The following is a 25,393-nucleotide window of genomic DNA, read 5'->3' on the forward strand; positions in this document are numbered from 1 at the left end:
GGGCTACAGCCAGATATTCAGCAGGCGCGCGCCACGGGCCTCGCCGTCGGCGAACACTTGCCCGTTGCTGCTCAGAAAACTCTGGCCGGCGCTGCCCAGGTCCCAGAACTGCCCACGTAAAAACACGCTCATGCCCGCCATGGCCTGGCTGACAGGCTGCTGGCTGATCAGCGTGAGGCGGCGCCAGGCGGCGCCTTCGCTGGTTTCTTCGGGTTTGAGGCTGACCTCGGAAGGCGTCGACACGCTCTTGAAGCCGCGCCATGGACGGTCCCAGGTGTCGCGGCCAGTGACGAAGGCCGGTACTGCGATCAGTTGCGCACCTTGCTCGTTGAGCTTGCGATAGTTGTCCGGGTACCAGCTGTCGCTGCCGACCAGGGTGCCCAGGCGCCCGGCAGGCGTATCCACCACGCTGACGACATTCTCATCGCCTGGCTCGATAAAGCCACGCTCATCGTAGATCGGGTAGAGCTGACGCTGCGGTTGGCCCAGTGGCAAACCGTCGGCGGCAAACACCACGCTGGCGTTGTACAGCGCGCCATGGCCGACTTCCAACTGCCCCTGGATCACGCTCGGGTTGGGCAGGGCGATGGAGCCTGCCACCAGGGTTACGCCAAATTCTTTTGCCAGCCCGCCGAACACCACTTGATAGTCGCGCGCCATGGCAGGGGCCTTCATGCGCAGGTAGGCGTCATCCATGCGGTTGTCGCCGGTGGCGCTGATCCAGGCTTTCGCAAACTGCAGTGGGTTGCTGATCGACAGCCAGTTCATCGCATCCTTCAAATGCGTGGCCTGGTACAGCTCGTTTTTTTCGCCCTTGAGCATCAGCCAGGTGCCGATATGTTCGGGCAGCACCACGATGGTCTTGGCGTTGATCAGGCCTTGGTCGCGCGCTTTTTGCAGGTAGCTCGACAGCTTCAGATGCAGGCGTTCCAGGCTTTGATAGTCGGCAGGGAACAGCTCTGGCTGAATGCCGAGCAGGTTGCCACGGTCGGCTGGTTCGCCCTCATTGACGGCGAGGGTGATACGCAGGTCCGACAGGTAATGCGCCACGGGGCGCTCCTGGGTCCAGACCAGATACGCGGCGAGGGCGGCAACCAGGGCCATGGTGACGGTGAACGCTAGAAGTTTACGCATGGGGCAACAGACAACAGACCAGGTGCAGGGTTCGCGACTAGGGTAGGGCCCATGGCGCGGCTTGCCAAGGGGCGCTGTGCATTTGGATCAATAACTTGTCAGTTTCAGTCATTGAGCCGTGGTCCACCGCCTCTTAGTCTGTGGGACATAAACCGATGGCACACCGTTCGAGTGCGCCACGTCCCGTGATGATCCGTTGTGGAGCTGTACCATGACCGCTGCTGCCTACCCGCACCTGCTGGCCCCGTTGGACCTGGGTTTTACCACCTTGCGCAACCGTACCCTGATGGGCTCGATGCACACCGGCCTGGAAGAAAAGCCCGGCGGTTTCGAGCGCATGGCAGCCTACTTTGCCGAGCGCGCCCGTGGTGGCGTGGGCCTGATGGTCACCGGCGGCATTGGTCCGAATGATGAAGGCGGTGTATACGCCGGGGCAGCCAAGCTGACCACTGAAGAAGAGGCGCGCAAGCACAAGATCGTCACCCAGGCGGTGCACGAGGCGGGCGGCAAGATCTGCATGCAGATCCTTCACGCCGGGCGTTATGCCTACAGCCCCAAGCAGGTGGCGCCGAGTGCGATCCAGGCGCCGATCAACCCGTTCAAGCCCAAGGAATTGGATGAGGAGGGCATCGAGAAGCAGATTCAGGATTTCGTCACCTGCTCTTTGCTGGCCCAGGCCGCCGAATACGACGGTGTGGAAATCATGGGTTCGGAGGGCTACTTCATTAACCAGTTCCTCGCCGCCCAGACCAACCATCGCACCGACCGTTGGGGCGGCAGCTTTGAAAACCGTATGCGCCTGGCGGTGGAGATCGTGCGTCGCGTGCGCGAGGCCGTCGGCCCGAACTTCATCATTATCTTCCGCCTGTCGATGCTTGATCTGGTGGAAGGCGGCAGCGTCTGGAAGGAAATCGTGCAGTTGGCCAAGGCTATCGAGCAGGCTGGCGCGACGATCATCAACACCGGTATCGGCTGGCACGAAGCGCGTATCCCTACCATTGCCACCAAGGTCCCGCGTGGCGCCTTCAGCAAAGTCACCGCCAAATTGCGCGGTGCGGTGCAGATTCCGCTGATCACCACCAACCGCATCAACACCCCGGAAATCGCCGAGCAGATCCTGGCCGAGGGCGATGCCGACATGGTCTCGATGGCGCGCCCGTTTCTGGCCGACCCGGAGTTCGTCAACAAGGCCGCCGCTGGGCGCGCCGATGAAATCAACACCTGCATCGGCTGCAACCAGGCGTGCCTGGACCACACCTTCGGCGGCAAGCTGACCACCTGTTTGGTCAACCCGCGCGCCTGCTATGAAACCGAACTCAATTACCTGCCCGTCAAGCAGATCAAGAAAATCGCGGTGGTCGGCGCCGGCCCTGCCGGTCTGGCCGCTGCCACTGTTGCCGCTGAGCGTGGGCATCAGGTGACCTTGTTCGATTCCGCCAGCGAGATTGGCGGCCAGTTCAATATCGCCAAGCGTGTGCCGGGTAAGGAAGAGTTTTTCGAAACCCTGCGTTACTTCAAACGCAAATTGCAGACCACTCACGTAGAGCTGTGCCTCAACACTCGTGTGGGCGTCGAGCAGCTGGTGGCAGGTGGTTATGACGAGGTGATCCTGGCCACCGGTATCGCGCCGCGCACCCCGGCGATCCCGGGAGTCGAGAACGCCAAGGTGTTGAGTTACCTGGATGTGATCCTGGAGCGCAAGCCGGTGGGCAAGCGTGTGGCGGTGATCGGCGCCGGCGGCATCGGTTTCGATGTATCGGAATTCCTCGTACACCAAGGCGTGTCTACCAGCCTGGATCGCGAGGCGTTCTGGAAAGAATGGGGCATCGATACCCAACTGGAAGCACGTGGCGGGGTGGCCGGGATCAAGCCCGAGCGCCATGCGCCGGCCCGCGAGGTGTTCCTGCTGCAACGCAAGGCTTCCAAGGTTGGCGACGGCCTGGGCAAGACCACCGGCTGGATCCACCGTACCGGCTTGAAGAACAAACAGGTGCAGATGCTCAACAGCGTCGAGTACTTGAAGATCGATGACGCAGGCTTGCATATCCGCATCGGCGCCGAGGGTGAACCGCAGGTGCTGGCGGTGGACAACATTGTCATCTGCGCCGGCCAGGACCCGCTGCGCGAACTGCATGACGGCCTGGTCGCTGCCGGCCAGAACGTGCACCTGATCGGTGGCGCCGATGTGGCGGCCGAGCTGGACGCCAAGCGCGCCATCAATCAGGGCTCGCGCCTGGCGGCCGAGTTGTAAGGCGACAACAGGGGCGGTGTTAGACTTGCCGCCCCTTTCTCATTCAGATACCTGCCGATGGGCCCTTTCGATTGGCTGCCTTATGCGCCCCTTGAACCTGTGCAGCTTGATTGGCTGAACGGCATCGAGTTGGCCGTGCTGCGCCTGGACCGCATCGACCCGCTGATCAGCGGCAACAAGTGGTTCAAACTTACCGAACACTTGGCTCAGGCCCGCGCTACCGGCGCCAAAGGGGTTATCAGCCTTGGCGGGGCTCACTCCAACCATCTGCACGCACTGGCAGCGGCGGGCAAGCGCTTTGATTTTCCCACGGTCGGCCTGTTGCGCGGCCATCCCCAAGACACTCCCACGGTGCTCGACCTCAAGACCTTCGGGATGCAACTGCATTGGCTGGGCTACGGCGGTTATCGGGCGCGGCATGAGCCGGGTTTCTGGCTGCCCTGGCGCGAGCAGTATCCCGACCTTTATCCGATACCCGAAGGCGGTGGTGGTCTGGACGGCGCGCTGGGCTGTGGGGTGTTGGTGGAGCAGGCGCGGGTGCAGTTGAGCCACCTCGGTTGGACGGATTACGACGCATGGTGGCTGGCGGCGGGCACCGGTACTACTCTGGCCGGGTTGGTGCTGGCGGAGGCCGGCGCGCATCCGGTGTACGGCGCAATGGCTGTGCCGGATGATCATGGCGTGGCGCAGAATGTGAGTGCGATTGTGCAGACCGGTTATGAGTTGCTGGACGCCTGCCGTGGCGGCTTTGCCAAGGTCGATCCGCTGCTGCTCGACTTTATCGAGCGCACCGAACGGGCCTGCGGTGTGCCACTGGAGCCGCTCTACACCGGCAAGGCGCTGCTGGCATTGAAGCAACAGATCAAGGCCGGACGCTTTGCCCCCGGCGCGCGGCTGATCTTCATCCACACTGGCGGCCTGCAAGGCCGCCGAGGTTTCCTGTAGGTGTCAACGGGTGGGATTGTGCCCGCCCGGCATCATTCGCAAGGCAGTGTTATCGCGCATCACATAATGGTGAAAGATCCCCGCCAGCGCATGCAGCCCGATCAGCCAGTAACCGATCTGGGCGAACAGCACGTGCCAGCCTTCAATCTCCTCGGCCAACGCCTTGTTTTCTGCAATCAGCGGCGGTAACTCCATCCCATAGAACATCACCGAATGCCCCTTGGCACTGACGATCAACCAGCCGGCAATCGGCAACCCGATCATCAACGCATACAGCGCACCATGCATCAGCTTCGCCAGCAGGTTCTGCCATTGCGGCGGTGCCGGCACGATCTTCGGCGCCACCCCCAGGCTGCGTGCGAACAGGCGCAGCCACACCAGCACAAACACGGTGAGTCCGAACATAAAGTGCATTTCGACAATCAGCGTGCGCGCACCGCTGCCTTTGGGGAATTGCCCGCGTAACTCAATGCAGGCGTAGACCACCGCCAGCAGCACTACCATCAACCAGTGCAACGCAATCGACATGGTGCTGTAGCGCGTATCGGAGTTTTTCCACGGCATTGCTTTTTTCCTCACTCATCAGGGCATACCTCCGTTCTTTAGCGACGGAGTACGTTAACTGTATGCCCGTTTTGAGCGCTTCGCTCGTTGCCAATGCCGTTGCCTTGATCCTGGTCAGTAACTTTGCGGCATTTCCCCGCGTGCCAGGCGTGCGTTGATGTCGGCGATGACATTCGGCAAGTCGTTGATAGTGTCGATCAGGTAGTGCGGGCGCGAGGCTTGGAACATCGCTTCGATACGCTGACGCTCGCTGGCCAGTGTGGCGCTGTCCAGGGCGCGAAATTGCTCGTAGGTCAGGCCCAGGGCATTGCCCGAACAGGTCAGCGCTACGGTCCACATCCCGGCACGACGGCCTTCGAGAATACCCGGCACGGTGTCGTCGACCTTCACGCACGCGGCCACATCATCAATGCCCAGGGCGATCACGTTGGCCAGGGCCTGGGCCGGCCAAGGGCGGCCGTTGGGGACTTCATCGGTCGCGACCACGTGGTCGGCGACATAGCCGTTGGTGGCGGCCAGGGCGACGACCTTGTCCATCACCTGCTTGGGATAGCCGGAGCAGGAGCCGATCTTGATCCCTTGGGCGCGCACGCCGGCCAGGGTGTCGAGGGCGCCGGGGATCAGGGCTGAGTGTTCGGCGATCTTCTCGATTTGCAGCGGCATGAAACGCTGGTAGATGGCGGTCACGTCATCATCGGTCGGTGTGCGGCCGAAGGCCTTGCGGTAGCGCTCGGCAACTTGCGGCTGGTCGCAGAGAGTGCGGATATGGTCCCACTTGCCCATGCCCATCGGGCCACGGGCTTCTTCGATAGAGACTTGCACGTCGAACTCGGCAAACGCCTCGACAAAGATCTGCGTGGGGGCAAAGGAGCCGAAGTCGACCACGGTGCCGGCCCAGTCGAGGATAACGGCCTGGAGGGTGTTGGGGTTTTGATAGTTCATGGTTCAGGTCCTGTGGGTAATGGGGGCAGTCAAATGTCCAGCACTTCCATTTCTTGCAGCACGTCGGCGATAGCCTTGACCGCCGCCTGCATACCGGCCGCATCGACATGGCCGATGCAGCCCACGCGAAAGGTTTCCACCTGGGTCAGCTTGCCGGGGTAAAGGATGAAACCCTTGGCCTTGACCCGTTCGTAGAAGTCCTTGAACTGGTAGCGCGGGTCTTTTGGTGCGTGGAAGGTGACGATGATCGGCGCCTGGATCGCCGCCGGCAGGAAACTGCGCAGGCCCAGCGCAGCCATGCCGTCCAGCAGTGCCTGACAGTTGTCGGCGTAGCGTTGATGACGGGCGGGCAGGCCGCCTTCTTCGGCGTATTGCAGCAACGCTTCATGCAGGGCCGCGACGACGTGGGTCGGTGGGGTGAAACGCCATTGTCCGGTCTTGGCCATATAGGTGTGCTGGTCGAACAGGTCCATTGCCAGGGAATGGCAGTTGCCCTGGGAGGCGGCCAGCGCAGCTTTTTCGGCAAAGACAAAGCCCATGCCCGGTACGCCTTCCAGGCATTTGCCCGAGGCGGCGATCAGCGCCTCGAACGGCACTTCGCGAGCATCGATCGGCAGCGCGCCGAAAGAACTCATGGCATCGATGATCAGGCGCTTGTCGTGGCGTTTGACGACCTGGGCGATCTCCGCCAGCGGGTTGAGAATGCCGGTACTGGTTTCGCAATGGATCAACGCGACGTGGGTGATGGCCGCGTCAGCCTGCAGTAGGCGATCTACATCGGCAGCGGTGGTGGGCTCGTCCTCAGCGGTTTCAAAGGTGCTGAACGAGCGACCGAGCACTTCGCAAATCTTCGCCAGGCGCTTGCCGTAGGCGCCGTTGATCAGCACCAATACCTTGCCATTGCGCGGGACCAGCGTGCCGATGGCGGCTTCGACGGCGAAGGTGCCGCTGCCCTGCAACGGCACGCAATGGTGGCTGTCGGCAGCATTGAGGATCGCCAGCAGCTGCGTGCAGACGCTGGCGGTGAGCTGGTTGAAGCGATCGTCCCACGACCCCCAATCCACCATCATCGCCTGACGGGTGCGGGTCGAAGTGGTCAGGGGGCCAGGGGTCAACAGGATCGGCGCGGCAGTGGTCATCTCAAATCCTCGCAAGGGTCGGGGTTGAAGCTACGGCGCCTAAATTGCAGTTTGGCTTGTTATCAATCAAATTGTTTGTTGTTATGCGAGCTATCAGTGAGGCCGATAGCTATGAACCTGTTCCAACTGCGTGCATTCGATGCCGTGGCCCGCGAGGGCAGTTTTACCCGGGCTGCGGCGCGGCTGTTCATCAGCCAGCCGGCGGTAACCGGGCATATCAAGGCGCTTGAAGAGCATTACCAGATTGCGCTGTTGCGCCGTACCGCCCGCCGGGTGGAGTTGACCGAAGAGGGCGCACGCCTGGCGGCCATCACCCGGGCAATCTTCGGTTTGGTGGATGAGGCGCAGACCATGCTGGAGGCCAACCGTCAGTTGCTCACTGGGCGTCTGGAGGTGGCGGCGGATGGTCCGCACCTGGTGATGCCGATGATCGCCAGCCTGCGCTCGCGCTACCCGGGCATTACCGTGAACCTGCGCCTGGGCAATGCCCAGGAAACCCTGGCGGCGCTGCTGTCCGAACATGCCGATGTGGCAGTGCTCACCGAGGTGGAGCCGCGCAATGGCTTGCACCTGCAACCTCTGGACGAGTCACGGATTTGCGCCCTGGTGCCGAAAGCGCATCCGTGGGCAAAGCAGCCCGACGGGATTGAACTGGCGCAGCTGCATGAGGTGATCATGGTGCTGCGTGAACCCAGTTCCATTACCCGGCGCACGTTCGACGACGCGTGCATGGCGGCGAATGTGCAGCCCAAGGTGCTGCTGGAACTGGACAGCCGTGAAGCCGTGACCGAAGCCGTCGCGGCCGAACTGGGGGTAGGGGTGGTGTCGTCGATGGAGGTCAGCCCGGACCCGCGGGTACACGCTGTGCCGATCCTGGGCGATGGCCTGCTGAACCGACATACGCTCGGCTGCATGGAGCGGCGCCGTTCGCTGCGCTTGATTCAGGCTTTTTTCGAGTTGGCGTGAAGGCTGTCACGCACGATCTCCAAAAAGCTCGCCACCACGCGACGTGAGCTCTGTTCTTTCAGGCAGACGAGGGTTTCCTTCATGCGCTGAGTGCAGTCGCGGATCGGCATGGCGTACACCCGAGCGTCGGCGCCGAACTCTGCCGCCGATACCACGCCCACGCCAATGCCCACCACCACTGCTTCACGCGCGGCTTCGCGGCCTTCAACTTGAATCGCCGGGCGAATGCGCAGGCCGGCCTGGCGCATTTCCTGCTCCAGGGTCTGACGGGTCACTGAGCCGATTTCCCGCAGCACCAAGGGCGTGTCATCCAGGTCGGCCAGGCAGATGGATTCGCGCCCGGCCCAGGGATGGTTGCAGGCGACAAACGCCAGCAGTTGATCGTCGGGCAATGGCAGCGACAGCAGGCGCGCATCGTCGACATCGCGACCCAACAGCGCCAGGTCGGCCTGGTAGTTGTACAGGCGCAACAACGACTCATCGGTGTTGCCGGTTTCGATCTTCACGCTGATTCCCGGGTACAGCCGGCAGAAGTGCGCAATCTGTGGCAGTACATGTACGGGCGCATCCACCGCCAGGGTGAGGGTGCCAGTGAGCAGGGCGCGGGAGTCTTGCAGCAATTCTTCGGCTTGCGCCTCGATCACAAACAGGCGCTGAGTAATGCCCAGCAGGCGTTCGCCCAGGTCGGTCAGGCGTACCGAACGTTTGTTGCGGTGAAACAGCAACACGCCGAAGCGCTCTTCGAGTTTGCGCACCTGGTCGGAAATCGCGGGCTGGGTCAGGAACAGGCGCTCGGCGGCGCCGGTAAAACTGCCGTGCACGGCCACCGCATGGAAGGATTTGAGTTGGGCATGGGAAACCGACATGGCACGTCCTCTTACAAGCTGAGCTTATATTTGAAATACGATAAATCGATTTTACCTATTAGTCAGCCATTGCTTTGATGCACCTCAGCCGCCGTAGGTTGAGTCCTACAACCTCGACGGCCATGGGCGCAGGCACACCGCGTTCATCTGACCAATACCGCGCGCTCCAAGGCCCGGCATTGCAGTGCTCAACCATAAAAAAAACAGGCGTTTTCTTTCGATTCTGCCGGCACACTCACACCTGAGGTCAGAACCACCATGAATATCCCTATGGGTAGCATCAAGCGTTGGCGCGTGCAGATTTTCGCCATCACCTGGCTGGCGTACGCCGCGTTCTATTTCACCCGCAAAGCCTTCTCGGTGGCAAAACTGGGGATCGGCGACGACCCCAGCTTCCCCCTCGATAAAATGATGATGGCCAACCTCGATGGCTTGTATCTCGCCGCGTACGCCGTGGGCCAGTTCACCTGGGGCATGCTCGCCGACCGCTTCGGGCCACGGGTGGTGGTGCTTGGCGGCTTGCTGGTTTCCGCCGCCGCCGCGCTGGTGATGGGCACGTTTGCGACCTTGCCGATCTTTGTCACCTGCATGTTGATCCAGGGGTTGGCGCAGTCCACCGGCTGGTCGGGGTTGTGCAAGAACCTCGGTAGTTTCTTCCCGGCCCAGCAGCGTGGGCGGGTGTTGGGGCTGTGGAGTTCGTGCTATGCCTTTGGCGGCTTGGTGGCTTCACCGTTCGCCGGCTGGTGGGCCTACACCCTGATCGGTAGTTGGCACGCGGCGTTTATCTCCAGTGCTGCGGTGGTGGCGGTGGTGGCCGTGCTGTTCTTTATTTTCCAGCGCAATACCCCCCAGGATGTGGGTTTGCCAGCGGTGGAGCCCGAGCCGCTCATGAGTGCCGAGAACAGGGCCGCCGAACAGCGCATCAGTGTGCTTGAACCGTTGCGCGCTATCTTGCGCAACCGCACGGTGTTGACGCTGGGGCTGGCGTACTTCCTGCTCAAGCCGGCGCGCTACGCGATTTTGCTGTGGGGCCCGGTAATCGTCTACGAACAGATGCCGTCGGTGGGCAAGGTCGGCGCGGCCATCGTGCCCACCGCGTTTGAGCTGGCCGGTTTGCTCGGGCCGGTACTGATCGGCCTGGCTTCCGACAAACTGTTCGGCGCCCGGCGTATGCCGGCCTGTGTGCTGAGCCTGCTGGCGTTGACCGTGGCCCTGGCGTTGTTCATGGGCGCGCTGCACACCGGCAGTGTGGTGCTGGTGATGGCCTTGCTGTTTGTCATGGGCCTGACTCTGTACGGTCCGGACTCGATGATCAGCAGCACCGCTGCCATTGACTTCGGCACTGCCAAAGCCGGCGCCACGGCGGCAGGGTTTGTGAATGGTTGCGGTTCGGTGGGCGCGATCCTCGGCGGCTTGCTGCCGGGCTACTTCGATACCGTCACGGTGTTTATCGTGTTTGCCGGCGCGGCGCTGTTTTCTTCACTGGTATTGATGCCCTACTGGAACGCCAGGCCGGCTGTTCTGGCGCAGGTGGGGGACTTCATACCGGATCGCAGTGCCACCATCAAACCCCTGCGCACCTGAGGCACCTGGCCGGTTTTTTGGTGGATTAGCGTGTTCTTGCGCTATAAACTCTGCCCCCAAAGCGCCGGCCAGTAGACGTTTCGGCGCCATGGAAAGTAGAGAGTGAGTCATGGGCGCACAGTGGAAAGTCAAACATAAAGAAGCGGCAGCCAATGCCAAGGGCAAGATTTTCGGCAAGCTGGTGAAAGAGATCACCATCGCCGCCCGCAACGGCGCCGATACCGCGACCAACGCGCACCTGCGCCTGGTGGTCGAGCAGGCCAAGAAAGCCTCGATGCCCAAGGAAACCCTGGATCGTGCGATCAAGAAGGGCGCCGGTCTGCTCGGTGAAACCGTGCAATACCACCGCGTGACCTACGAAGGGTTTGCCCCGCACCAGGTGCCCCTGATCGTCGAATGCGTAACCGACAACATCAACCGCACCGTGGCGGAAATCCGCGTGGCGTTCCGCAAGGGCCAATTGGGCGCTTCCGGTTCGGTGGCGTGGGATTTCAACCACGTCGGCCTGATTGAAGCATCGCCGGACACCCCTGATGCTGATCCGGAAATGGCCGCCATCGAAGCTGGCGCCCAGGATTTTGAAGACGGTGAAGAAGAGGGCACCACCCTGTTCATCACCGAAACCACCGACCTGGATGCCGTGCAGAAAGCTTTGCCAGAGCAGGGTTTCACCGTGCTGTCGGCCAAGCTGGGTTACCTGTCGAAGAACCCGGTCAGTGGTTTGACCGATGAGCAGATGGCCGAAGTCGAGGCGTTCCTGGAAGGCCTGGATAACCATGATGATGTGCAGGATATGTTTGTCGGCCTGGCTGGCTAGTCATCACTGCATAGTGGGAGGGGGCTTGCCCCCTCCCACATTGTTCCAGCGGTGTTAGATAGCGCTCAGTACGCCGTCGATTTCTTCAAAGCTTGGCCGCGCCAACACATCGGGCTGGCAACAGCTTTTTTGCAGTTCAACCAGATCCTCATTTACTGCCCCTTCACCCCGATCCAACAACTCCCCCAGCAACACCCCGAACGCGCGCACTTCAATACGCTGCAACGCCCTGGTTTCCAAGGTGTCGGCCGTGGCATGGAATGACGCCGCGCCGAAGTCTCCGAGCAAACAATCACCCGTCACATTCCACAGGATGTTGTGGCCATACAGGTCACCGTGGGTAATCCCCTGACGGTGCAAGTGCGCCGCCACCGAAGCGATGCCTCGTGCCATGCGCAGCGCCACGTCGAGGCTGAAACGGGTATCGGCTTCGTAGATGTCCCGGGTGCAGGACGCCAGGCTAGGCAGCGCCGCGAGGTTGCGGTAGCTCGGGTCGATCAGGCTCATGACCAATGCTGCCTGATGTTGCGGGTGCCCGATGACACGGCCTTGCACCTTGATCAGGTTGGGATGCAGCCCGGCGGCAATGCAGGCTTGCATTTCATGCAGCGGTGACCCGTCGCTGGTGATGGTGCCTTTGTATAGCTTGACCGCGACCGGCAGCGCCTGGGGTTTCCAGATTGCTTTGTGAATGATCCCGGAAGCGCCTTCGCCCAATACTTCTCCCAGTTCCAGTTCAGACCAGGGAATGTTCGGTGTTCCATCTTCGCCCGTCACTGTCATGGCCATTTCCACCGGATTGCCGGCGTAGGCCAGCCAGGTCAGGCTTGGCAAGGTCAGCAGCCACTGCGGCAGGTGGGTCAAGCGGTTGGAGGCGATGCGGATCAGTTCCAGGTTTTGGCAGTGGGCCAGGCTTTGCGGCAATTGCGTCAGTTGGTTACCGGCCAGCATCAACTTTTGCAGCAACGGGCGCTGACCCAGTTCATCGGGCAATTGGCTGATGCAGTTGTCGGTGAGGATCAGCCAGCGCAACTTCGGCGGCAGGGCGGCGGCGGGCACATGGCCGATCTGGTTGGCCTTGAAGCCGATCATGCTCAACTTCGCGCACTGCCCCAGGCACGTCGGCAGCTCGGTAAACGCGTTGTCCGAACAAAACAGCACACGCAGGTGCGTCAGGCGGTGCAGGTCCTCGGGCAGGCTACTCAAGGCATTGCCGGTGAGATTGAGGATTTCCAGGGAGTCGGCCAGGTCGAAGATTTCCCGGGGGAACTCGGTCAGCCCGCAGGCCAGGTCCAGGCGCTTGGCGCCGGCCAATTGGCCGGCCTTGAGTTGGGCGAGGGTATTCATGAACAGCGCGGCACTCGGAAGGGGGCGTAAAAGGCGCTCATGATAGCGGCTCGGGTGCGGTTTGCGGGCAGAGCATGTGCAACTGCTGCAAGCGGCTGGCGGTGCGGGCGAGGTCGATGGCCTGGCCTTCCAGGGCTTTATCCAGCGGCTGGTGACCCATGAGGGTCAGGTGTTTGTCCTGATCGTAGAGCACGTCCACCAGGTTGATAAAACGCTGTTGCACGGCGATAGGGCATTCGGCCAACTGCGGCAGGCCGTCGATGATCCAGTGGTCGAAATCCTGGCACAGCAGCAGGTAATCCATCACGGCGGTGAGCTGTTCACACAGGTCGTTGAAGGTGAACAGGATGGTCCGCGCCTGATGGTCTCGGCACAGCAACTGCCGATTGCCAACCGTCAGGGTTTGCGCCGGGCCATTGGTGGCAGGCACACCCAGGCTTTCCCGCTGTGCCGGTGTACCCGGCCACACATAGTGGCCGCGGGTGAAACGTTGTTGAGCGTGGGCCTGGGGCAGGCTGCGAAAGTCCTGGGGCGCGCTGACTTCCAGCACGTCCATGCGTGCGGCGATCAGGTCGATCACCGGTTTGAATCGTTCGTGATACAGCGGGTTGGGCAGCAACCCTTCGGGCGGGTAGTTGGACGTTACCAATACCAGCACGCCGCGTTGGAACAGGGCCTTGAACAAGCGGCTGATGAGCATTGCATCGCCGATATCGTGCACATGGAACTCGTCAAAACACAGCACGCGGCAATCAGCGAGCAACTGATCCAGAGTGACGCCCAAGGCATCCTCATGCTCGCGGTGCACAAACATGCCCTGGTGCAGCCGGGCAAAGAAGTCGTGGAAATGCACGCGTTGCTTCTCGGCGATGGGCAGCGCCTGGAAAAACCCGTCCAGCAGCCAGCTCTTGCCGCGACCTACCGGGCCGTGCAGGTACAGGCTGCGCGTGGCCTGGCCATTAAGCAGGTGCTGTGCCTCCCGATTCAGGGCGGTAATCGCCCGGATTTGGCCGTCACTGAGGGTGTAGCCCTGTTGTTCGGCCTTTTTCTGAAAGTAGGCAGGAATGGGCGAGGCACCCCAGACGTCGGTTTTTTTACCCAGCAGGCGCTGGAACAGGGCAAGCACGGCCAAGAATAATCACTCTGTATTGCGGTGGTCGCTTACTGTAGGACGCTTGATGCCATTTGACCAACAGTGAAGGGCGCCGAGCCTTGCAAACTGGCACTTTCGCGTTAACTGGCTAACCTCATACAAGGTTGTTACCCCTGTATAAGGAATTGGGGCAGTGAAGGGACCGGCGGTATTGGCTTTCATGGGCGCGATGCTCTGCAACACGGCTTCTGCTGCGCAACTCCAGGTGGAGGTGCGTATCGACGTGCAGCGGGGTTGCCAGTTGGTGGGCACCACTCGCAATGCGGGCATTGAGCAACTTGGCGTATTGGATTTCGGCAGCGGCCCGCGTCTGGATGACCCGGCCGGCCCCCTGAGTGCGGCCCTGATCAGCCAGCGCCAGCCGCGCCTGGAGTGCAACCCCGACACGCCTTACCAAATGCGCGTTGACGGCGGCCTGCACGGTGGCGTGGGCGAAGTGCGTTACCTCAGTAATGCGATGCCCTCAAGCAAGCCCATTCCTTATCGCATTTATGCCGACGCAGCCCGGTTGATCCCCTTGCCCGTGGACGTGCCGGTCAGCGGCCGCGTACCGGACACCGGCTCGGTTGATCTGCCGTTGTATGGCCGCATTGAACCGCTCAAAGACATCCCTGCGGTGGGGCGTTATTCCGACCTGCTCAAGGTCACGGTCACATGGTAAGCCGCTATCTGGCCATCGCGGCCTTGGGCAGCCTGCTGTTGCTGGCCGAGGACGCGCAGGCGGCTGTGGTCAACGGGCAGATTCACGCGCGGTTGGTGATTACCGCCAGTTGCGAAGTCAGCAAAGGCGTGGAACGCGCGCCAGTGACGCCGGACGGTGGCACTGCGCTGTTGGATTTCGGCAGCCAGGGACCGACCTGGAACGACACCTTGGGCGCGACCATTTCCGATGGCGATAAAGCGCCGCTGTCGGTGTCCTGCAACCCGTCGTTGGTCAGCAGTTTTACCGTGACCATCGACGGTGGCGCCCATGGCGACGGCACCACGCGCCGCTTGAGCAACGGGCGCCAGACCATTCCCTATCGGCTATCGGCCGATGCGTTGGGCCAGAGTGCCTACCGCATCGGCCAGCAACGCAATTTCGTCGTGACCCAGGGCGCGCAGGTACCCATTCCGGTATTCGGCTCCGTGGTGGCGAATACCAGGGCCCTACCGGCCGGCATCTACACAGACACCCTGACGGTGACTCTGGATTGGTAAACCATGAGGATGGATATCATGCATGTACTCGTATCGCGAATGGGCGTGTGTGCCCTGGGCCTGGCGCTGGCCTCCAGCCTGAATGCGGCGACCACGGTTACCGGGCAGATCAGTTCGAGCCTGACCTTGATCGCCAGTTGCCAGGTCAACGGCTCCGGGGCGGCTACCGGGCTGAATTTCGGTAGCTTGAACTTCGGCACCACCAACAGCCTGTTTACCAATGCCGACGCCCAGTTGCTGGGCGGCACCGGCACCGGCGGGGCGCTGTCGATTCTGTGTTCAGCCGGTACCACGCCAACGGTGACGGTGCGTGCCGGCGCCCATGATGGCGCCTCGCCGGGGGGCACCCGTGCGCTGGCCGATGGGGCGGGTAACTTCGTGCCTTACGATTTCTACACTGACAGCGGGCGTTCCGCGCTGTTGGCGATCGATGGCGTGGTGACGCTCGCCACCAGTACCGGCGTGGCACAAACCGTCAACCTCTACGGTCGCGCGGTGGGCAAGGCGGGCCTGCCGGCAGGTACTTACACCGATACCGTGGCCGTGGAGCTGACGTTCTGACCTTGTGGCTCAGGCTGGGGGTGGCCTGTGGATTGGCGCTGCCGTTGCCGTTGTCGGCAGCGACCAGCCAGAGCTTCCAGGTCAGCGCGACCATTACTCCCGGTTGCCTGATCGTGGGCGGCGGCTCCAACTACGGCGCGTTGGCCTATGGCAGCTATTCGGCATTGGCCACCGGTACGGTCACGGCAGCCCTTACTGGCGGTGTCACCTTGCAATGCACTCCGGGGGTGGCGCTGACCATGAGTGTGGATGGCGGCCTTTACAACAGCGCTGGGCGCAATTTGCAGCTCAACAGCGGCAGCGCGCGGGTGGCCTATCAACTGTTTCGCGATGCGGCGTTCAGCCAGAGCCTGGGCGTCAGCCAGAGCGTCAGCGTGACTTACAGCGATGCCAACAACATCAGCCTGCCGATTTACGGGCGGGTGGTATTACCCGGCAATCAGCCTGGGGGGACGTACAGCGACACGCTGCAGGTGCAGCTGTCGTGGTAGGGCTAACGGTATTGAGGAGTGGATTTATGCATTCAACTTCCCGGCGGTGGTGGGCCGCGGGTATTGCCTTGGGGCTTTTGTGTGGCGCAGGGCTGGTGCAGGCGGCCAGTTCGGTGCTGATCTGGCCCATCGACCCGGTGCTGGAGGCCGATCAACAGGCCAGCGCGCTGTGGTTGGAGAACCGTGGCACGGAAACGGCCAACCTGCAGATCCGCGTATTTGCCTGGAGCCAGAACGGTTTCGACGAGCAGTACCAAAACCAGCGCGACGTGATCGGCAGCCCGCCGGTGGCCAAAATCGAGCCCGGCCAGAAGCAACTGGTGCGCCTGACCCGAACCCGCGAAGTACCGCCGGGACAGGAGCTGGCCTATCGCATCATCATCGATGAAATCCCCTCGGCGCTGCAGGTGCCGGCGCCGCCGGAAGGTAAGAACACAGCGGCAGCGATTCGCTTCCAGATGCGCTATTCGGTGCCCTTGTTTGCCTACGGCGCCGGGTTGTGGAGCAAGGACGACGCCACACGTCAACGCGACCCCAAGGGTGCCGGCAAGCCGGACTTGAGCTGGCAAAAGGTCAACGTAGGCGGGCGCAGTTACATCGAGGTGCGCAACCAGGGCGCCGTGCATGCGCGGCTCACCGATGCGTCGTTCAAACAAGGCGGGCAGGCCCGGCCGCTGGTAGAAGGTTTGCTCGGCTATGTGCTGCCGGGCGCGAGTATGCGCTGGCCGGTGCCGGATGCCGTATCGGCCGACCAGCCGTTGCAGGTCAGGGTCAACGGTGCGCCGCAATTGGAAAGCCTGGCGCCCAAGCGATAACCGTCAGGTAGCGCTACGGGCATACGCCCGGGTTTTAACAGGATGGAGATGTCCATTGAAGGACACAACGCCATGGTGAGTCGTGGTTGGGCTCGGGGTTTATGGCCATCGGTGGCAGTGGCAAGCGGGTTGTGGGGCGCTGCGATGGCAGGCGACTTGCCGCCGCCGCCGGGCAGCATGGAGGCAGTCGCCGATGCACAGCTGTTTCTGGAACTGGTGGTCAACCAGATGGACACCGGCCGCGTCATTGCGGTCGACCAGCGCGCCGGCCAGCTGTTTGTGCCCGCCAGCGCGCTGCAGGACGTGGGTATGAAATTGCCCGGCGAGCCTGTCGGCAGCGTGGCCCTGGACCAGGTGCCTGGGCTGCACAGCGACTACGACAGCAACGGCCAGCGCCTGTTGCTGGATGTACCGCCATCCTGGTTGCAGGCGCAGTTTATCGGCAATCGCAATACCTATCCGCGCACCCAGGCCATGAGCAGCTTCGGCGCCTTGCTCAACTATGACGTGTATTTCAACGACACCGATGACGGCGGCAGCTACCTCGCCGCCTGGAACGAAGTGCGGCTGTTCGACACCTGGGGCACCTTGTCCAACACCGGGCAGGTGCGCCAGACCCTGGCTGATGGCATCACCGACAGTACCCTCGGCAACGGTTACCGGCGCTACGACACCACCTGGCGATTTTCCGATGATGAGCGCCTGCTCACCTACGAGGCGGGCGACGTGATCAGCGGCTCGCTGCCCTGGAGCAGCTCGGTGCGTCTGGGCGGGGTGCAAGTGTCCCGGGACTTTGCCGTGCGCCCGGACCTGGTCACTTACCCTTTGCCGCAGTTCGCCGGTGAGGCGGCGGTGCCCTCGTCGGTGGACCTGTTTATCAACGGCTATAAATCCGACACCGCGCAGCTGCAACCCGGGCCTTATACCCTGACCAACGTGCCATTTATCAACGGCGCCGGGGAGGCTGTCGTGGTGACCACCGACGCCCTCGGGCGCCAGGTGTCGACTACGGTGCCGTTCTACGTCACCAGCACCTTGCTGCAACAAGGCCTGACGGATTTTTCCGTGGCTGCCGGTACCTTGCGCCGTGACTACACCCTGCGCGATTTCGGTTACGGGCCGGGCATAACCAGTGGCACCTTTCGCTATGGCTATTCCGACAGCCTGACCCTGGAAAGCCATGCCGAAGCATCCAGCGACCTGACCCTCGGCGGGCTTGGCGCCAACCTGCGCCTGGGCAACTTCGGCGTGCTCAATACCGCCCTCAGCCAGAGCCAGTTCGACAGCCGCAGCGGCCAGCAACTCAGCCTTGGCTACCAGTACAACAGCACGCGCTACAGCCTGATGTACCAGCGCGTTGAACGGCGCGACGACTACGCCGACCTGACCCTGGTCGACACCCCTTACGCCAGCCTCAGCAAGCGCAGCGAGCAGGTGACGCTGAGCCTCAACCTTCAACGTTTCGGCAGCCTGGGCCTGGGGTATTTCGACGTGCAGGCGGCAGACGATTCGCGCACGCGCCTGCTCAACCTCAGCTGGAGCAAACCGCTGTGGCGCAACACCAGCTTCTACCTGTCGGCCAACCGCGAAATCGGCGACAGCAACTGGGCCATGCAGGCGCAACTGGTGATCCCGTTCGACCTCAACGGCAGCCTGGCCTTGAGCACCGAGCGCAGCAAGGACGGCACCAGTCGCCAGCGCATCAACTACAGCCGCGCGGTGCCCAGCGAAGGCGGCGTGGGCTACAACCTCGGCTATGCCCAGGGCGATGCGCCAAGCTATCGGCAGGCCGACCTGACCTGGCGCTTGCAGTCAGTGCAGTTGCAGGCCGGCGTGTACGGCAGCAGTGACGCCCAAACGCGCTGGGCGGATGCCAGCGGCTCGCTGGTGTGGATGGGCGGCGAAACCTTTGCTGCCAACCGTATCAATGACGCGTTTGTGGTGGTGAGTACCCAGGGGTTCGCCGGGATTCCAGTGCGCTACGAAAACCAGCTGGTGGGCCAGACCGACCGCAACGGTCATTTGCTGGTGCCATGGAGCAGCGCGTATTACCGCGGCAAATATGAAATTGACCCGTTGAACCTGCCGGCGAACGTGCAGAGCCCCAATGTGGAGCAGCGCGTGTCGGTACGCCGGGGCAGCGGCTATCTGTTGGAGTTCCCGCTGCGCCGGGTGCTCGCCGCCAGTATCACCCTGGTGGATCGCCAGCATCAGGAGCTACCGCTGGGCAGCCTGGTGGTGCACGAGCAAAGCAACACCCAGGCGGTGGTGGGGTGGGATGGGCTGGTCTATCTGGAAAACCTCAGCGCCCACAATACCTTGCAGGTCTCCCTCGGTGAGGGGCGCACCTGTCAGGCGACATTCGACATCGATGAGCAACAACAGGACGTGCCCCTGATCGGGCCGTTGGTGTGCCAGTGAGTGGTTGAGCAAGGAGACTGCGGGTGAGGGGCAAGGCATGGGTGTATGGGGCAGGGCTGTTGTTTTCCGGGCAGGTTATGGCGGTGTGTTCGGTGGTTTCCACGGTGCCGGCCAGTTTCGGTTCGATCAGCTCGATGACGGTGCGCACTGCCGCGCAAACCAGCTCTACCACCAACTCCGGATTGAGTTGCACCCAGGCGTTGATTTCGCTGCTGGTGTCCACCGACCACTTCTACGCCACGATCACCTCGTCCACCGCCGGCATGGTCGGGCCGACCGGTGATGTGATTGGCTACACGATTTATGGCAACAACAGCACCAGTTATCCCATCACCCGCGGCACTCAATTCGATTTTGGGGGCGCGGGCGGCATTGCCCAGAGCATTGGCCTGATCGCCGGGCCCGGGGCGAAAACCGTGCCGTTGTACCTGAGCAGCATTACCGGCAGCAATATCGCAGCGGGGCTGTACACCGAGACATTGAACATCGCCTGGGTGTGGAATTATTGCTCGGGAATCGGCGTTGGCGGCATTTGCCTGGGGCGTGACACGGGCAGCGGCACGGCAAGCCTGACCGTCAGCATGACCGTAACCAATGACTGCCAGATCACCGCGCCGGATATCAGCTTTGGCAGCGCGCCGGTGGTCAGTGGGTTTACCGCAGTGACCGGCCAGACCATCAATATCGCCTGCACCAAGGGCAGTGCCTACACCGTGGGCTTGAGCGACGGCCAGAACCCGATCAGTGTCGGCGGGCGCCGACGCATGGTTTCCGGCAGCAACTACCTGGCCTATGACCTCTTCAAAAGCGCCGGCACCACGCGTTGGGGCAGCGTCGGCGCGGCGCGGCGGGCCAGTTCCACAGCGGAGGTCAACCCCGGCAATGGGTTGGGCACAGGCAGCCAGGTATTTAACTACAACGCTCGCATCTACACCGACCAGCCCACACCCCCCGGCGGCACCTACCTGGACAACGTGGTGCTGGACGTGGGTTTCTAGAACTTCATCAGCGCCGGGGTGGGCTGGTCTGCCGGGCTGACCATTGCGTAGTTATAGCCGCCGCCCGACCAGTACTCGGCCTGCAAACCATCGGCGCTGCGGCTGCCACGAGGCAGGAAGCCGTTGTTCGGTCCCGGCGGGCGGATATAAAAGCTGATGCGTCGGCCTTGGGGGTCTTGGTACAGCACCATGGCGGCTGCACCCTGATCGGTAGTGAGCAGGCGCCCGCTGACCGGCTTGAAGCCTGCCTGGCTCAGGTCGGGCAGGCGATGGGCTTGATCGAAATAGCGGTCGAGCCAGGCTTGCATAGTGCCGCTGCCGTCGTCGTTGTAGTCGGCGGGCATGACGCCGTCCTGGGCAAACAGACGGTAAGCCTGCATGGCATCGGTCATCGGCAGCGGCTGGGGTTGGGTGGCTTCGCGGGCGTGCCAGCCGCCAAGCCCGCCAAGGCTCACGGCAATCAGCAACACCGCCGCGCTGGCGAAGTGGCGGCGGGACTGACGCTTGATACGCTGACGGATCAACGCCGGGTCCAGTGCCGGATTACTCGGCTGCTGCAGGGTACCGCTCAAGGATGCCCGCAATAATTGCGCGTCCTGTTGCCAGGCGTGGACCTGGGCGGCCGCTTCGGGGTGGTTGGCCAGCCAGGTTTCAAGCACGCGGCGGTCACTGTCCGGCAGTTGGTGATCGACGTAGGCATGCAAATCGCGTTCGCTGGGGGGCAGGCTGATCATTTGAGTCTCCGCAGGGCAGGGCCGGTAATTTCGCCATCGCTGAGCTGACGCAACGCTTGGCGCGCACGGGACAGGCGCGACATCACGGTGCCGATGGGTACCTGAAGGATCTCGGCGACTTCCTTGTAGCTCAAACCCTCCACGGACACCCACAGCAAAAGCGCGCGTTGTTCGGTGCTGAGTTGGTCGAAGGCTTGCAGGGTGGATTGGGCCATCACTGTGCGCTCCACCGACGGTTGCGCATCATCGCGCCCGGTGAAGAATTCGAGCATACGTGCATAGCGTCGGCTGCGGCGATGGGCGTCGAGGAACTGCCGATAGAGGATCGCGAACAGCCAGGCGCGCAGGTCGCCTTCGACACGCTTATCAGCCCAGGCGATGATCGCCCGCTCCAGGGTCGCCTGCACCAGGTCATCGGCACTGCTGCTGTTGCGCGTCAGCGACACGGCAAAACGCCGCAACCTGGGGATGAGTTCGTGTAACTGTTCGTCGAGTTCATGCATGGGGATGAGTCTACTCACGTGTGTTGAAGTAGACGTTGGTCCCTGTAGGTTATTCCACGCTTTGCGCAAAGAAACTTCCCGGCTAATACGTGGGAAGCGTCTGTATACCTTGAGAGTCTGTAATCTCGTGCGCAGCCCTCTATCCACCCTTGCATCTGTCGGCATTCAGCCGGCAGTTGAATAGTGAGAGGGTGCTTATGACGTGTTTGCCGAGTGATAAACAGTTTTTTTCCTGCATCTCGCTGGCTCATTTGCCTGCCGCGCAGCGGGTTTTATTTGAGCGATGGGGTTGTGGCCTTTCAACCCGAGCCACCTACGCCAACGTGCACCAAGCCTTCGAAGCGCAAGCGAGGCTGGCACCCCAGGCGACCGCTGCGGTATGCGCGGGCCAACGTATCAGCTATGAACAACTCAACCGACAAGCCAATCGATTGGCTGAGCATCTGCTTGGGCAGGGTGTTAAGCGTGGGGACACGGTGGGATTGTTCGTCGAACGCTCGATTCCCATGCTGGTCGGGCTCCTGGCGGTGTTAAAGATTGGCGCCGCGTATGTCCCTCAGGACGCCAGAATCGTACCCACCCTGCAATTGGGCATGGTCCTCGAATCATTGACCAGCCCGGTGATTCTGACCTTATCGAGCCTGGTGGAGCGCATTCCGGCAGACGCGTCCCACCGCTGCCTCAATTTGGATACGTTCATTGCTCAAACGCCATGGCTGGCTGAAGACAATGATTGCGTGCGTGTCGGTGCTGGCCCGGATGATCTGTGCTTTGTACTGTTTACATCTGGAACCACAGGGCGCCCTAACGGCGTGTGTGTCAGCCACCGTAACGTATGCAATATTCTGCTCACTGAACCTGGGCGGATGGGTATGGCACCGGGTCGTACCGTAGGGCAGATTCTCAATATCGGCTTTGACATGGCGGCTTGGGAAATACTCGGTTGCCTGGCTCATGGTGCGACCTTGCTGATTCGCGGCAAAGACATCGCGCAGACGGCCGCACAGTGCAATGTGTTGATCGCAACGCCTTCGATACTGGCCACCCTTGAGCCTCGACAGTGTCCCCACCTCAACGTCGTTGCGGTGGCTGGAGAAGCCTGCTCCCAGGCCCTGGCGGATCGGTGGGCCGAGCACTGTACGTTCTACAACGGCTGCGGTCCTACCGAGACGACCATCGTCAACACGCTGCACCGGCATGTACCAGGCACGCCACTGACTATTGGCCGGCCAACACCCAATAACACTGTCTATGTGCTCGATGAGCAGGGGCGTGCCTGTGCCTTGGGTGAAACGGGAGAGATGTGGGCCGGTGGTGCGGGTGTGACAGCAGGCTACCTGAACAATACGGCATTGACCCAGCAGCGATACCGTCCGGATCCCTTTCTCGGTGGCGACGCCATGATGTTCCGCACACGAGATTTGGGGCGCTGGGTGGGAGACGGCCAGCTCGAACACTTAGGGCGCGTGGATGACCAAGTGAAAGTCCGCGGCTTTCGCGTGGAACTGGATGCGGTGTCGGCGGCTCTGGAGGCCGGCGCTGGATGCATGCGCGCCGTCACTTTGAAGCTGGACAGCCGCACGTTGGTGGCCTTTGTTTCGCCTGCCAGCACTGACATCGAGGCTTGCCAAACCGCGTGCCAACAACGCCTGGCCTATTACTGCGTGCCTCAGTCGATCTACGCAGTGGAGCATTTTCCACTGACAGCGAGGGGCAAGATCGATAAGGCATTGTTACTGCAAACGGCCCGGGAGAATCAGTTGGCGGTGCTGGCGTTCGCGACCGGGGAGCCCGGCCATGATTGATACGCTGATCCGTACCGTTGTACCGCCCAAGCCGGCGCTTTGGCGTCGCTGGACGTCACTGCCGATGTTTTCCTGTTACAACCGCCTGGCAGCCGCCGCGCTGATGGGCAACCTGGTGTTTTTGCTGTTGGCTGTGGACCTGCACGCCATCACGGTTCAGACGCTGTCGGACATGGTGCTGATCAACCTGTCGGTTGCCATTCTCGTTCGCCAGCAATACGTGATCAATGGGCTGTTCTGGCTGGCAACGCGAGTACCGCCTACATGGCCCTTACAGGTGCGGCGTAGCGCGGCCAAGGTGTACCACTTCGGTGGGCTGCACAGCGGCGCAGCCTTTGCGGCCACTGGGTGGTTTGCCGCCCTGGTTGTCGTGCAGGTTACGCGTTACCTGCAACAACCTGACAGTGTTTCGGTGGCCGAGTTAGGGGTCAGCGTTATGCTGCTCAGCTTATTGCTGCTCATGGTGGTCATGGCTCAACCACGTATTCGAGGCCGGTTCCACAATGGGTTCGAACGCGTTCATCGGTTTGGCGGTTGGAGTGCGTTGCTGTTGTTCTGGTGGCAAACGTTACTGACCACGTCGAGCCTGCTGCACAGCGTTACGTTTTGGATGCTGGCAGTGCTGACCCTGAGCGTCCTGCTGCCCTGGCTGCGGCTGCGCAAGGTGGCTGTTGAACACGCACGGCCTTCCGGGCATGCGGTGATTACGCGTTTGAGCCACACCACACCGTTCGCCGGTTCATCCACCGCGATCAGCCGCAACCCACTGCTGGAGTGGCATTCCTTTGCCAATATTCCCACGCCACACGAGGCGGGTTTCCGCCTGATAATTTCCCGCGCAGGGGATTGGACCGGGCGATTTATCGAGGACTTGCCGCGACATGTGTGGGTTAAGGGCATCACCACAGCGGGTGTTGCCAATGTAGAAACCCTGTTCAAGTCGGTGGTGTACATCGCCACTGGCAGCGGCATAGGGCCTGTCATGCCGCATCTGCTGGCGGCTCAGGTACCGATTCAGTTGATCTGGTCTGCCCGTAGCCCGAGGACGACCTATGGCGATGAACTGGTGGAGGAAATTCTGCGCGCCCAGCCTTGCGCATTGATCTGGGACACCGATGAGCGCGGCAAGCCAGACCTGGTGAAGTTGGCTTACGGCGCAGTGCAAGCCTTTGGTGCAGAAGCCGTGATCTGTATTGCCAACCAAACGGTGACCCAGCGTCTGGTGCAAGAGTTGGAAGCTCGGGGAATACCCGCCCATGGCGCGATCTGGGATTCCTGAGACAGCCCCAAGTGTGAACAACATCAATCAGTGGAGATGCCTATGAACGTGTTTGTGGAACGTCATGATCGAGTGGTCCTGGTCAAGCTCAACCGTCCTGAAGTCAAGAATGCGCTGAGTTCGGCGCTGATGACTGAGTTGATCAGTCATCTGGAAGCAATGGATCGAGACCCTCGGATTGGGTGTTTTGTCATTACCGGCACCGCAGAGTTCTTCGCGGCAGGGGCCGATATCAAAGAGATGAGCGGCAAGTCCTATCTGGACGTGCTCAACGAAGACTACTTCGTCGGTTGGGAGGGCTTCACCCGTTTGCGCACCCCGACGATTGCCGCAGTGGCGGGCTATGCGTTTGGCGGAGGCTGTGAGCTGGCGATGATGTGCGACATGATTTTCGCTGCTGATACCGCCACCTTTGCACAGCCGGAAATTAAGCTAGGCGTCATCCCGGGCATGGGCGCGACCCAGCGGTTGACCGGGCTGATCGGCAAGGCCAAGACCATGGACCTGGTGTTGACTGGCCGGTCAATGACCGCCACGGAAGCAGAGCAGGCGGGGTTGGTGTCGCGGGTTTACCCGGCTGCGAACTTGCTGGACGAGGTGATGGCGGTGGCGGCACAAATTGCCTCCTTCTCGCGAACGGCCATCCGTGCAGCGCGGCAGGCGGTGGAGCATTCTCTGGAGGTCGGGTTGCACGAAGGTGTGCGTCAAGAGCGAAGGTTGTTTCATGGACTGTTTGCCACGCCTGATCAGCAAGAAGGAATGCAGGCATTTCTTCACAAGCGGCAGGCCTTGTTTAATCAGCCCTAGCCGGCACTCGATCTGGCCACGTGTTGACTACAAAGAAACTACAGTGAAGGGGGAATAAGCCTACGTGGGAT

At 61.8% G+C, this 25,393-nt stretch carries 24 protein-coding genes; 15 read left to right on the top strand and 9 right to left on the bottom strand.

The window, feature by feature from the left end; all coding sequences use genetic code 11:
• Nucleotides 1–3 precede the first annotated feature (3 nt).
• Nucleotides 4–1,134, bottom strand: coding sequence for a carbon-nitrogen hydrolase family protein (locus E4O98_RS10430; RefSeq protein ID WP_032880538.1), 1,131 nt, complete (start codon nt 1,132–1,134; stop codon nt 4–6).
• Nucleotides 1,135–1,345: 211 nt separating this feature from the next.
• On the opposite strand from E4O98_RS10430, the gene E4O98_RS10435 reads away from it, so the two are divergent.
• Both E4O98_RS10435 and E4O98_RS10440 read left to right on the top strand, forming a co-directional pair.
• A complete protein-coding gene (locus E4O98_RS10435; RefSeq protein ID WP_032880539.1) occupies nt 1,346–3,385 on the top strand; it encodes an NADPH-dependent 2,4-dienoyl-CoA reductase in 2,040 nt (679 codons plus the stop codon).
• A 57-nt stretch (nt 3,386–3,442) separates the two neighbouring features.
• Nucleotides 3,443–4,330 (top strand): pyridoxal-phosphate dependent enzyme, encoded by an 888-nt coding sequence (locus E4O98_RS10440; protein ID WP_248134923.1) that lies wholly within the window; start codon nt 3,443–3,445, stop codon nt 4,328–4,330.
• A gap of 3 nt (nt 4,331–4,333) precedes the next feature.
• Here E4O98_RS10440 and E4O98_RS10445 read toward each other — a convergent pair whose 3' ends face one another.
• The 3 genes from E4O98_RS10445 to E4O98_RS10455 all read right to left on the bottom strand — a co-directional run bounded on the left by E4O98_RS10445 (nt 4,334) and on the right by E4O98_RS10455 (nt 6,975).
• Nucleotides 4,334–4,894, bottom strand: coding sequence for a cytochrome b (locus E4O98_RS10445; RefSeq protein WP_248134924.1), 561 nt, complete (start codon nt 4,892–4,894; stop codon nt 4,334–4,336).
• Between the two features lie 114 nt (nt 4,895–5,008).
• On the bottom strand, nt 5,009–5,836 hold the full coding sequence (gene phnX / locus E4O98_RS10450) for a phosphonoacetaldehyde hydrolase (RefSeq protein ID WP_248090082.1): 828 nt from the start codon (nt 5,834–5,836) through the stop codon (nt 5,009–5,011).
• 29 nt (nt 5,837–5,865) lie between these two features.
• Nucleotides 5,866–6,975 carry a 2-aminoethylphosphonate--pyruvate transaminase gene (locus tag E4O98_RS10455; RefSeq protein ID WP_078821710.1) on the bottom strand — a complete coding sequence of 370 codons (1,110 nt, stop codon included), beginning with the start codon at nt 6,973–6,975 and terminating at the stop codon, nt 5,866–5,868.
• Nucleotides 6,976–7,086: 111 nt separating this feature from the next.
• Between E4O98_RS10455 and E4O98_RS10460 the strand changes: the two genes are divergently transcribed.
• Nucleotides 7,087–7,941, top strand: coding sequence for a LysR substrate-binding domain-containing protein (locus E4O98_RS10460; protein WP_078821709.1), 855 nt, complete (start codon nt 7,087–7,089; stop codon nt 7,939–7,941).
• Here the strand turns inward: E4O98_RS10460 and E4O98_RS10465 are convergent.
• On the bottom strand, nt 7,917–8,807 hold the full coding sequence (locus E4O98_RS10465; protein WP_248134925.1) for a LysR substrate-binding domain-containing protein: 891 nt from the start codon (nt 8,805–8,807) through the stop codon (nt 7,917–7,919). The two genes, E4O98_RS10460 and E4O98_RS10465, sit on opposite strands and share 25 nt — an antisense overlap.
• A gap of 258 nt (nt 8,808–9,065) precedes the next feature.
• Between E4O98_RS10465 and E4O98_RS10470 the strand changes: the two genes are divergently transcribed.
• A complete protein-coding gene (locus E4O98_RS10470) occupies nt 9,066–10,391 on the top strand; it encodes an MFS transporter (protein WP_103734460.1) in 1,326 nt (441 codons plus the stop codon).
• 109 nt (nt 10,392–10,500) lie between these two features.
• A complete protein-coding gene (locus E4O98_RS10475; protein ID WP_005789254.1) occupies nt 10,501–11,208 on the top strand; it encodes a YebC/PmpR family DNA-binding transcriptional regulator in 708 nt (235 codons plus the stop codon).
• A gap of 54 nt (nt 11,209–11,262) precedes the next feature.
• On the opposite strand, the gene E4O98_RS10480 is transcribed toward E4O98_RS10475, so the two are convergent.
• Together E4O98_RS10480 and zapE are read right to left on the bottom strand one after the other, a co-directional pair.
• Nucleotides 11,263–12,555 (bottom strand): protein kinase, encoded by a 1,293-nt coding sequence (locus E4O98_RS10480; protein WP_248134927.1) that lies wholly within the window; start codon nt 12,553–12,555, stop codon nt 11,263–11,265.
• Between the two features lie 37 nt (nt 12,556–12,592).
• Nucleotides 12,593–13,687 (bottom strand): cell division protein ZapE, encoded by a 1,095-nt coding sequence (gene zapE / locus E4O98_RS10485; protein ID WP_148853537.1) that lies wholly within the window; start codon nt 13,685–13,687, stop codon nt 12,593–12,595.
• Nucleotides 13,688–13,877: 190 nt separating this feature from the next.
• Between zapE and E4O98_RS10490 the strand changes: the two genes are divergently transcribed.
• The 7 genes from E4O98_RS10490 to E4O98_RS10520 all read left to right on the top strand — a co-directional run bounded on the left by E4O98_RS10490 (nt 13,878) and on the right by E4O98_RS10520 (nt 20,194).
• Nucleotides 13,878–14,369 (top strand): spore coat U domain-containing protein, encoded by a 492-nt coding sequence (locus E4O98_RS10490; protein WP_187432786.1) that lies wholly within the window; start codon nt 13,878–13,880, stop codon nt 14,367–14,369.
• A complete protein-coding gene (locus tag E4O98_RS10495) occupies nt 14,363–14,908 on the top strand; it encodes a spore coat protein U domain-containing protein (RefSeq protein WP_228308600.1) in 546 nt (181 codons plus the stop codon). Before E4O98_RS10490 ends, E4O98_RS10495 begins: the two co-directional genes overlap by 7 nt.
• An 18-nt stretch (nt 14,909–14,926) precedes the next feature.
• Nucleotides 14,927–15,469 (top strand): spore coat protein U domain-containing protein, encoded by a 543-nt coding sequence (locus E4O98_RS10500; RefSeq protein ID WP_032881297.1) that lies wholly within the window; start codon nt 14,927–14,929, stop codon nt 15,467–15,469.
• 2 nt (nt 15,470–15,471) lie between these two features.
• On the top strand, nt 15,472–15,960 hold the full coding sequence (locus E4O98_RS10505) for a spore coat U domain-containing protein (protein WP_032880552.1): 489 nt from the start codon (nt 15,472–15,474) through the stop codon (nt 15,958–15,960).
• Between the two features lie 26 nt (nt 15,961–15,986).
• Entirely contained in the window at nt 15,987–16,775 is a 789-nt protein-coding gene (locus tag E4O98_RS10510; RefSeq protein ID WP_032880553.1) for a molecular chaperone, read from the top strand.
• Between the two features lie 72 nt (nt 16,776–16,847).
• Nucleotides 16,848–19,196 (top strand): fimbria/pilus outer membrane usher protein, encoded by a 2,349-nt coding sequence (locus tag E4O98_RS10515; protein ID WP_248135023.1) that lies wholly within the window; start codon nt 16,848–16,850, stop codon nt 19,194–19,196.
• 77 nt (nt 19,197–19,273) lie between these two features.
• Entirely contained in the window at nt 19,274–20,194 is a 921-nt protein-coding gene (locus E4O98_RS10520; RefSeq protein ID WP_032881298.1) for a spore coat U domain-containing protein, read from the top strand.
• Here the strand turns inward: E4O98_RS10520 and E4O98_RS10525 are convergent.
• Nucleotides 20,191–20,928 carry an anti-sigma factor gene (locus tag E4O98_RS10525; RefSeq protein ID WP_032880555.1) on the bottom strand — a complete coding sequence of 246 codons (738 nt, stop codon included), beginning with the start codon at nt 20,926–20,928 and terminating at the stop codon, nt 20,191–20,193. The two genes, E4O98_RS10520 and E4O98_RS10525, sit on opposite strands and share 4 nt — an antisense overlap.
• Nucleotides 20,925–21,431 carry a sigma-70 family RNA polymerase sigma factor gene (locus E4O98_RS10530; RefSeq protein WP_032880556.1) on the bottom strand — a complete coding sequence of 169 codons (507 nt, stop codon included), beginning with the start codon at nt 21,429–21,431 and terminating at the stop codon, nt 20,925–20,927. Before E4O98_RS10530 ends, E4O98_RS10525 begins: the two co-directional genes overlap by 4 nt.
• Before the next feature lie 197 nt (nt 21,432–21,628).
• Here E4O98_RS10530 and E4O98_RS10535 point away from each other — a divergent pair, with 197 nt between their 5' ends.
• Genes E4O98_RS10535 through E4O98_RS10545 form a run of 3 tightly spaced genes read left to right on the top strand, consistent with a single transcriptional unit; the run spans nt 21,629 to nt 25,322 of the window.
• The gene (locus E4O98_RS10535; protein WP_248134929.1) at nt 21,629–23,236 is read left to right on the top strand and encodes an amino acid adenylation domain-containing protein; all 1,608 of its coding nucleotides are present in this window, start codon (nt 21,629–21,631) and stop codon (nt 23,234–23,236) included.
• Entirely contained in the window at nt 23,229–24,515 is a 1,287-nt protein-coding gene (locus E4O98_RS10540; RefSeq protein WP_228308598.1) for a hypothetical protein, read from the top strand. The genes E4O98_RS10535 and E4O98_RS10540 overlap by 8 nt, the downstream gene beginning before the upstream one ends.
• A 42-nt stretch (nt 24,516–24,557) precedes the next feature.
• Nucleotides 24,558–25,322 (top strand): enoyl-CoA hydratase-related protein, encoded by a 765-nt coding sequence (locus E4O98_RS10545; RefSeq protein ID WP_223018482.1) that lies wholly within the window; start codon nt 24,558–24,560, stop codon nt 25,320–25,322.
• Nucleotides 25,323–25,393: the final 71 nt, after the last annotated feature.

The sequence above is a fragment of the Pseudomonas sp. W2Jun17 genome, from assembly GCF_023127795.1.
Lineage (GTDB): Bacteria > Pseudomonadota > Gammaproteobacteria > Pseudomonadales > Pseudomonadaceae > Aquipseudomonas > Aquipseudomonas synxantha_A.

Coding starts and splice junctions, on each gene's coding strand:
- E4O98_RS10465 (WP_248134925.1), bottom strand. CDS start 8,807: ATGTCGGTTTCCCATGCCCAACTCAAATCCTTCCATGCGGTGGCCGTG.
- E4O98_RS10440 (WP_248134923.1), top strand. CDS start 3,443: ATGGGCCCTTTCGATTGGCTGCCTTATGCGCCCCTTGAACCTGTGCAG.
- E4O98_RS10455 (WP_078821710.1), bottom strand. CDS start 6,975: ATGACCACTGCCGCGCCGATCCTGTTGACCCCTGGCCCCCTGACCACT.
- E4O98_RS10495 (WP_228308600.1), top strand. CDS start 14,363: ATGGTAAGCCGCTATCTGGCCATCGCGGCCTTGGGCAGCCTGCTGTTG.
- E4O98_RS10435 (WP_032880539.1), top strand. CDS start 1,346: ATGACCGCTGCTGCCTACCCGCACCTGCTGGCCCCGTTGGACCTGGGT.
- E4O98_RS10460 (WP_078821709.1), top strand. CDS start 7,087: ATGAACCTGTTCCAACTGCGTGCATTCGATGCCGTGGCCCGCGAGGGC.
- E4O98_RS10490 (WP_187432786.1), top strand. CDS start 13,878: ATGCTCTGCAACACGGCTTCTGCTGCGCAACTCCAGGTGGAGGTGCGT.
- E4O98_RS10530 (WP_032880556.1), bottom strand. CDS start 21,431: ATGCATGAACTCGACGAACAGTTACACGAACTCATCCCCAGGTTGCGG.
- E4O98_RS10540 (WP_228308598.1), top strand. CDS start 23,229: ATGATTGATACGCTGATCCGTACCGTTGTACCGCCCAAGCCGGCGCTT.
- E4O98_RS10445 (WP_248134924.1), bottom strand. CDS start 4,894: ATGCCGTGGAAAAACTCCGATACGCGCTACAGCACCATGTCGATTGCG.
- E4O98_RS10480 (WP_248134927.1), bottom strand. CDS start 12,555: ATGAATACCCTCGCCCAACTCAAGGCCGGCCAATTGGCCGGCGCCAAG.
- E4O98_RS10520 (WP_032881298.1), top strand. CDS start 19,274: ATGGCGGTGTGTTCGGTGGTTTCCACGGTGCCGGCCAGTTTCGGTTCG.
- E4O98_RS10525 (WP_032880555.1), bottom strand. CDS start 20,928: ATGATCAGCCTGCCCCCCAGCGAACGCGATTTGCATGCCTACGTCGAT.
- E4O98_RS10515 (WP_248135023.1), top strand. CDS start 16,848: ATGGTGAGTCGTGGTTGGGCTCGGGGTTTATGGCCATCGGTGGCAGTG.
- E4O98_RS10430 (WP_032880538.1), bottom strand. CDS start 1,134: ATGCGTAAACTTCTAGCGTTCACCGTCACCATGGCCCTGGTTGCCGCC.
- E4O98_RS10475 (WP_005789254.1), top strand. CDS start 10,501: ATGGGCGCACAGTGGAAAGTCAAACATAAAGAAGCGGCAGCCAATGCC.
- E4O98_RS10510 (WP_032880553.1), top strand. CDS start 15,987: ATGCATTCAACTTCCCGGCGGTGGTGGGCCGCGGGTATTGCCTTGGGG.
- E4O98_RS10500 (WP_032881297.1), top strand. CDS start 14,927: ATGCATGTACTCGTATCGCGAATGGGCGTGTGTGCCCTGGGCCTGGCG.
- phnX (WP_248090082.1), bottom strand. CDS start 5,836: ATGAACTATCAAAACCCCAACACCCTCCAGGCCGTTATCCTCGACTGG.
- E4O98_RS10470 (WP_103734460.1), top strand. CDS start 9,066: ATGAATATCCCTATGGGTAGCATCAAGCGTTGGCGCGTGCAGATTTTC.
- E4O98_RS10535 (WP_248134929.1), top strand. CDS start 21,629: ATGACGTGTTTGCCGAGTGATAAACAGTTTTTTTCCTGCATCTCGCTG.
- E4O98_RS10545 (WP_223018482.1), top strand. CDS start 24,558: ATGAACGTGTTTGTGGAACGTCATGATCGAGTGGTCCTGGTCAAGCTC.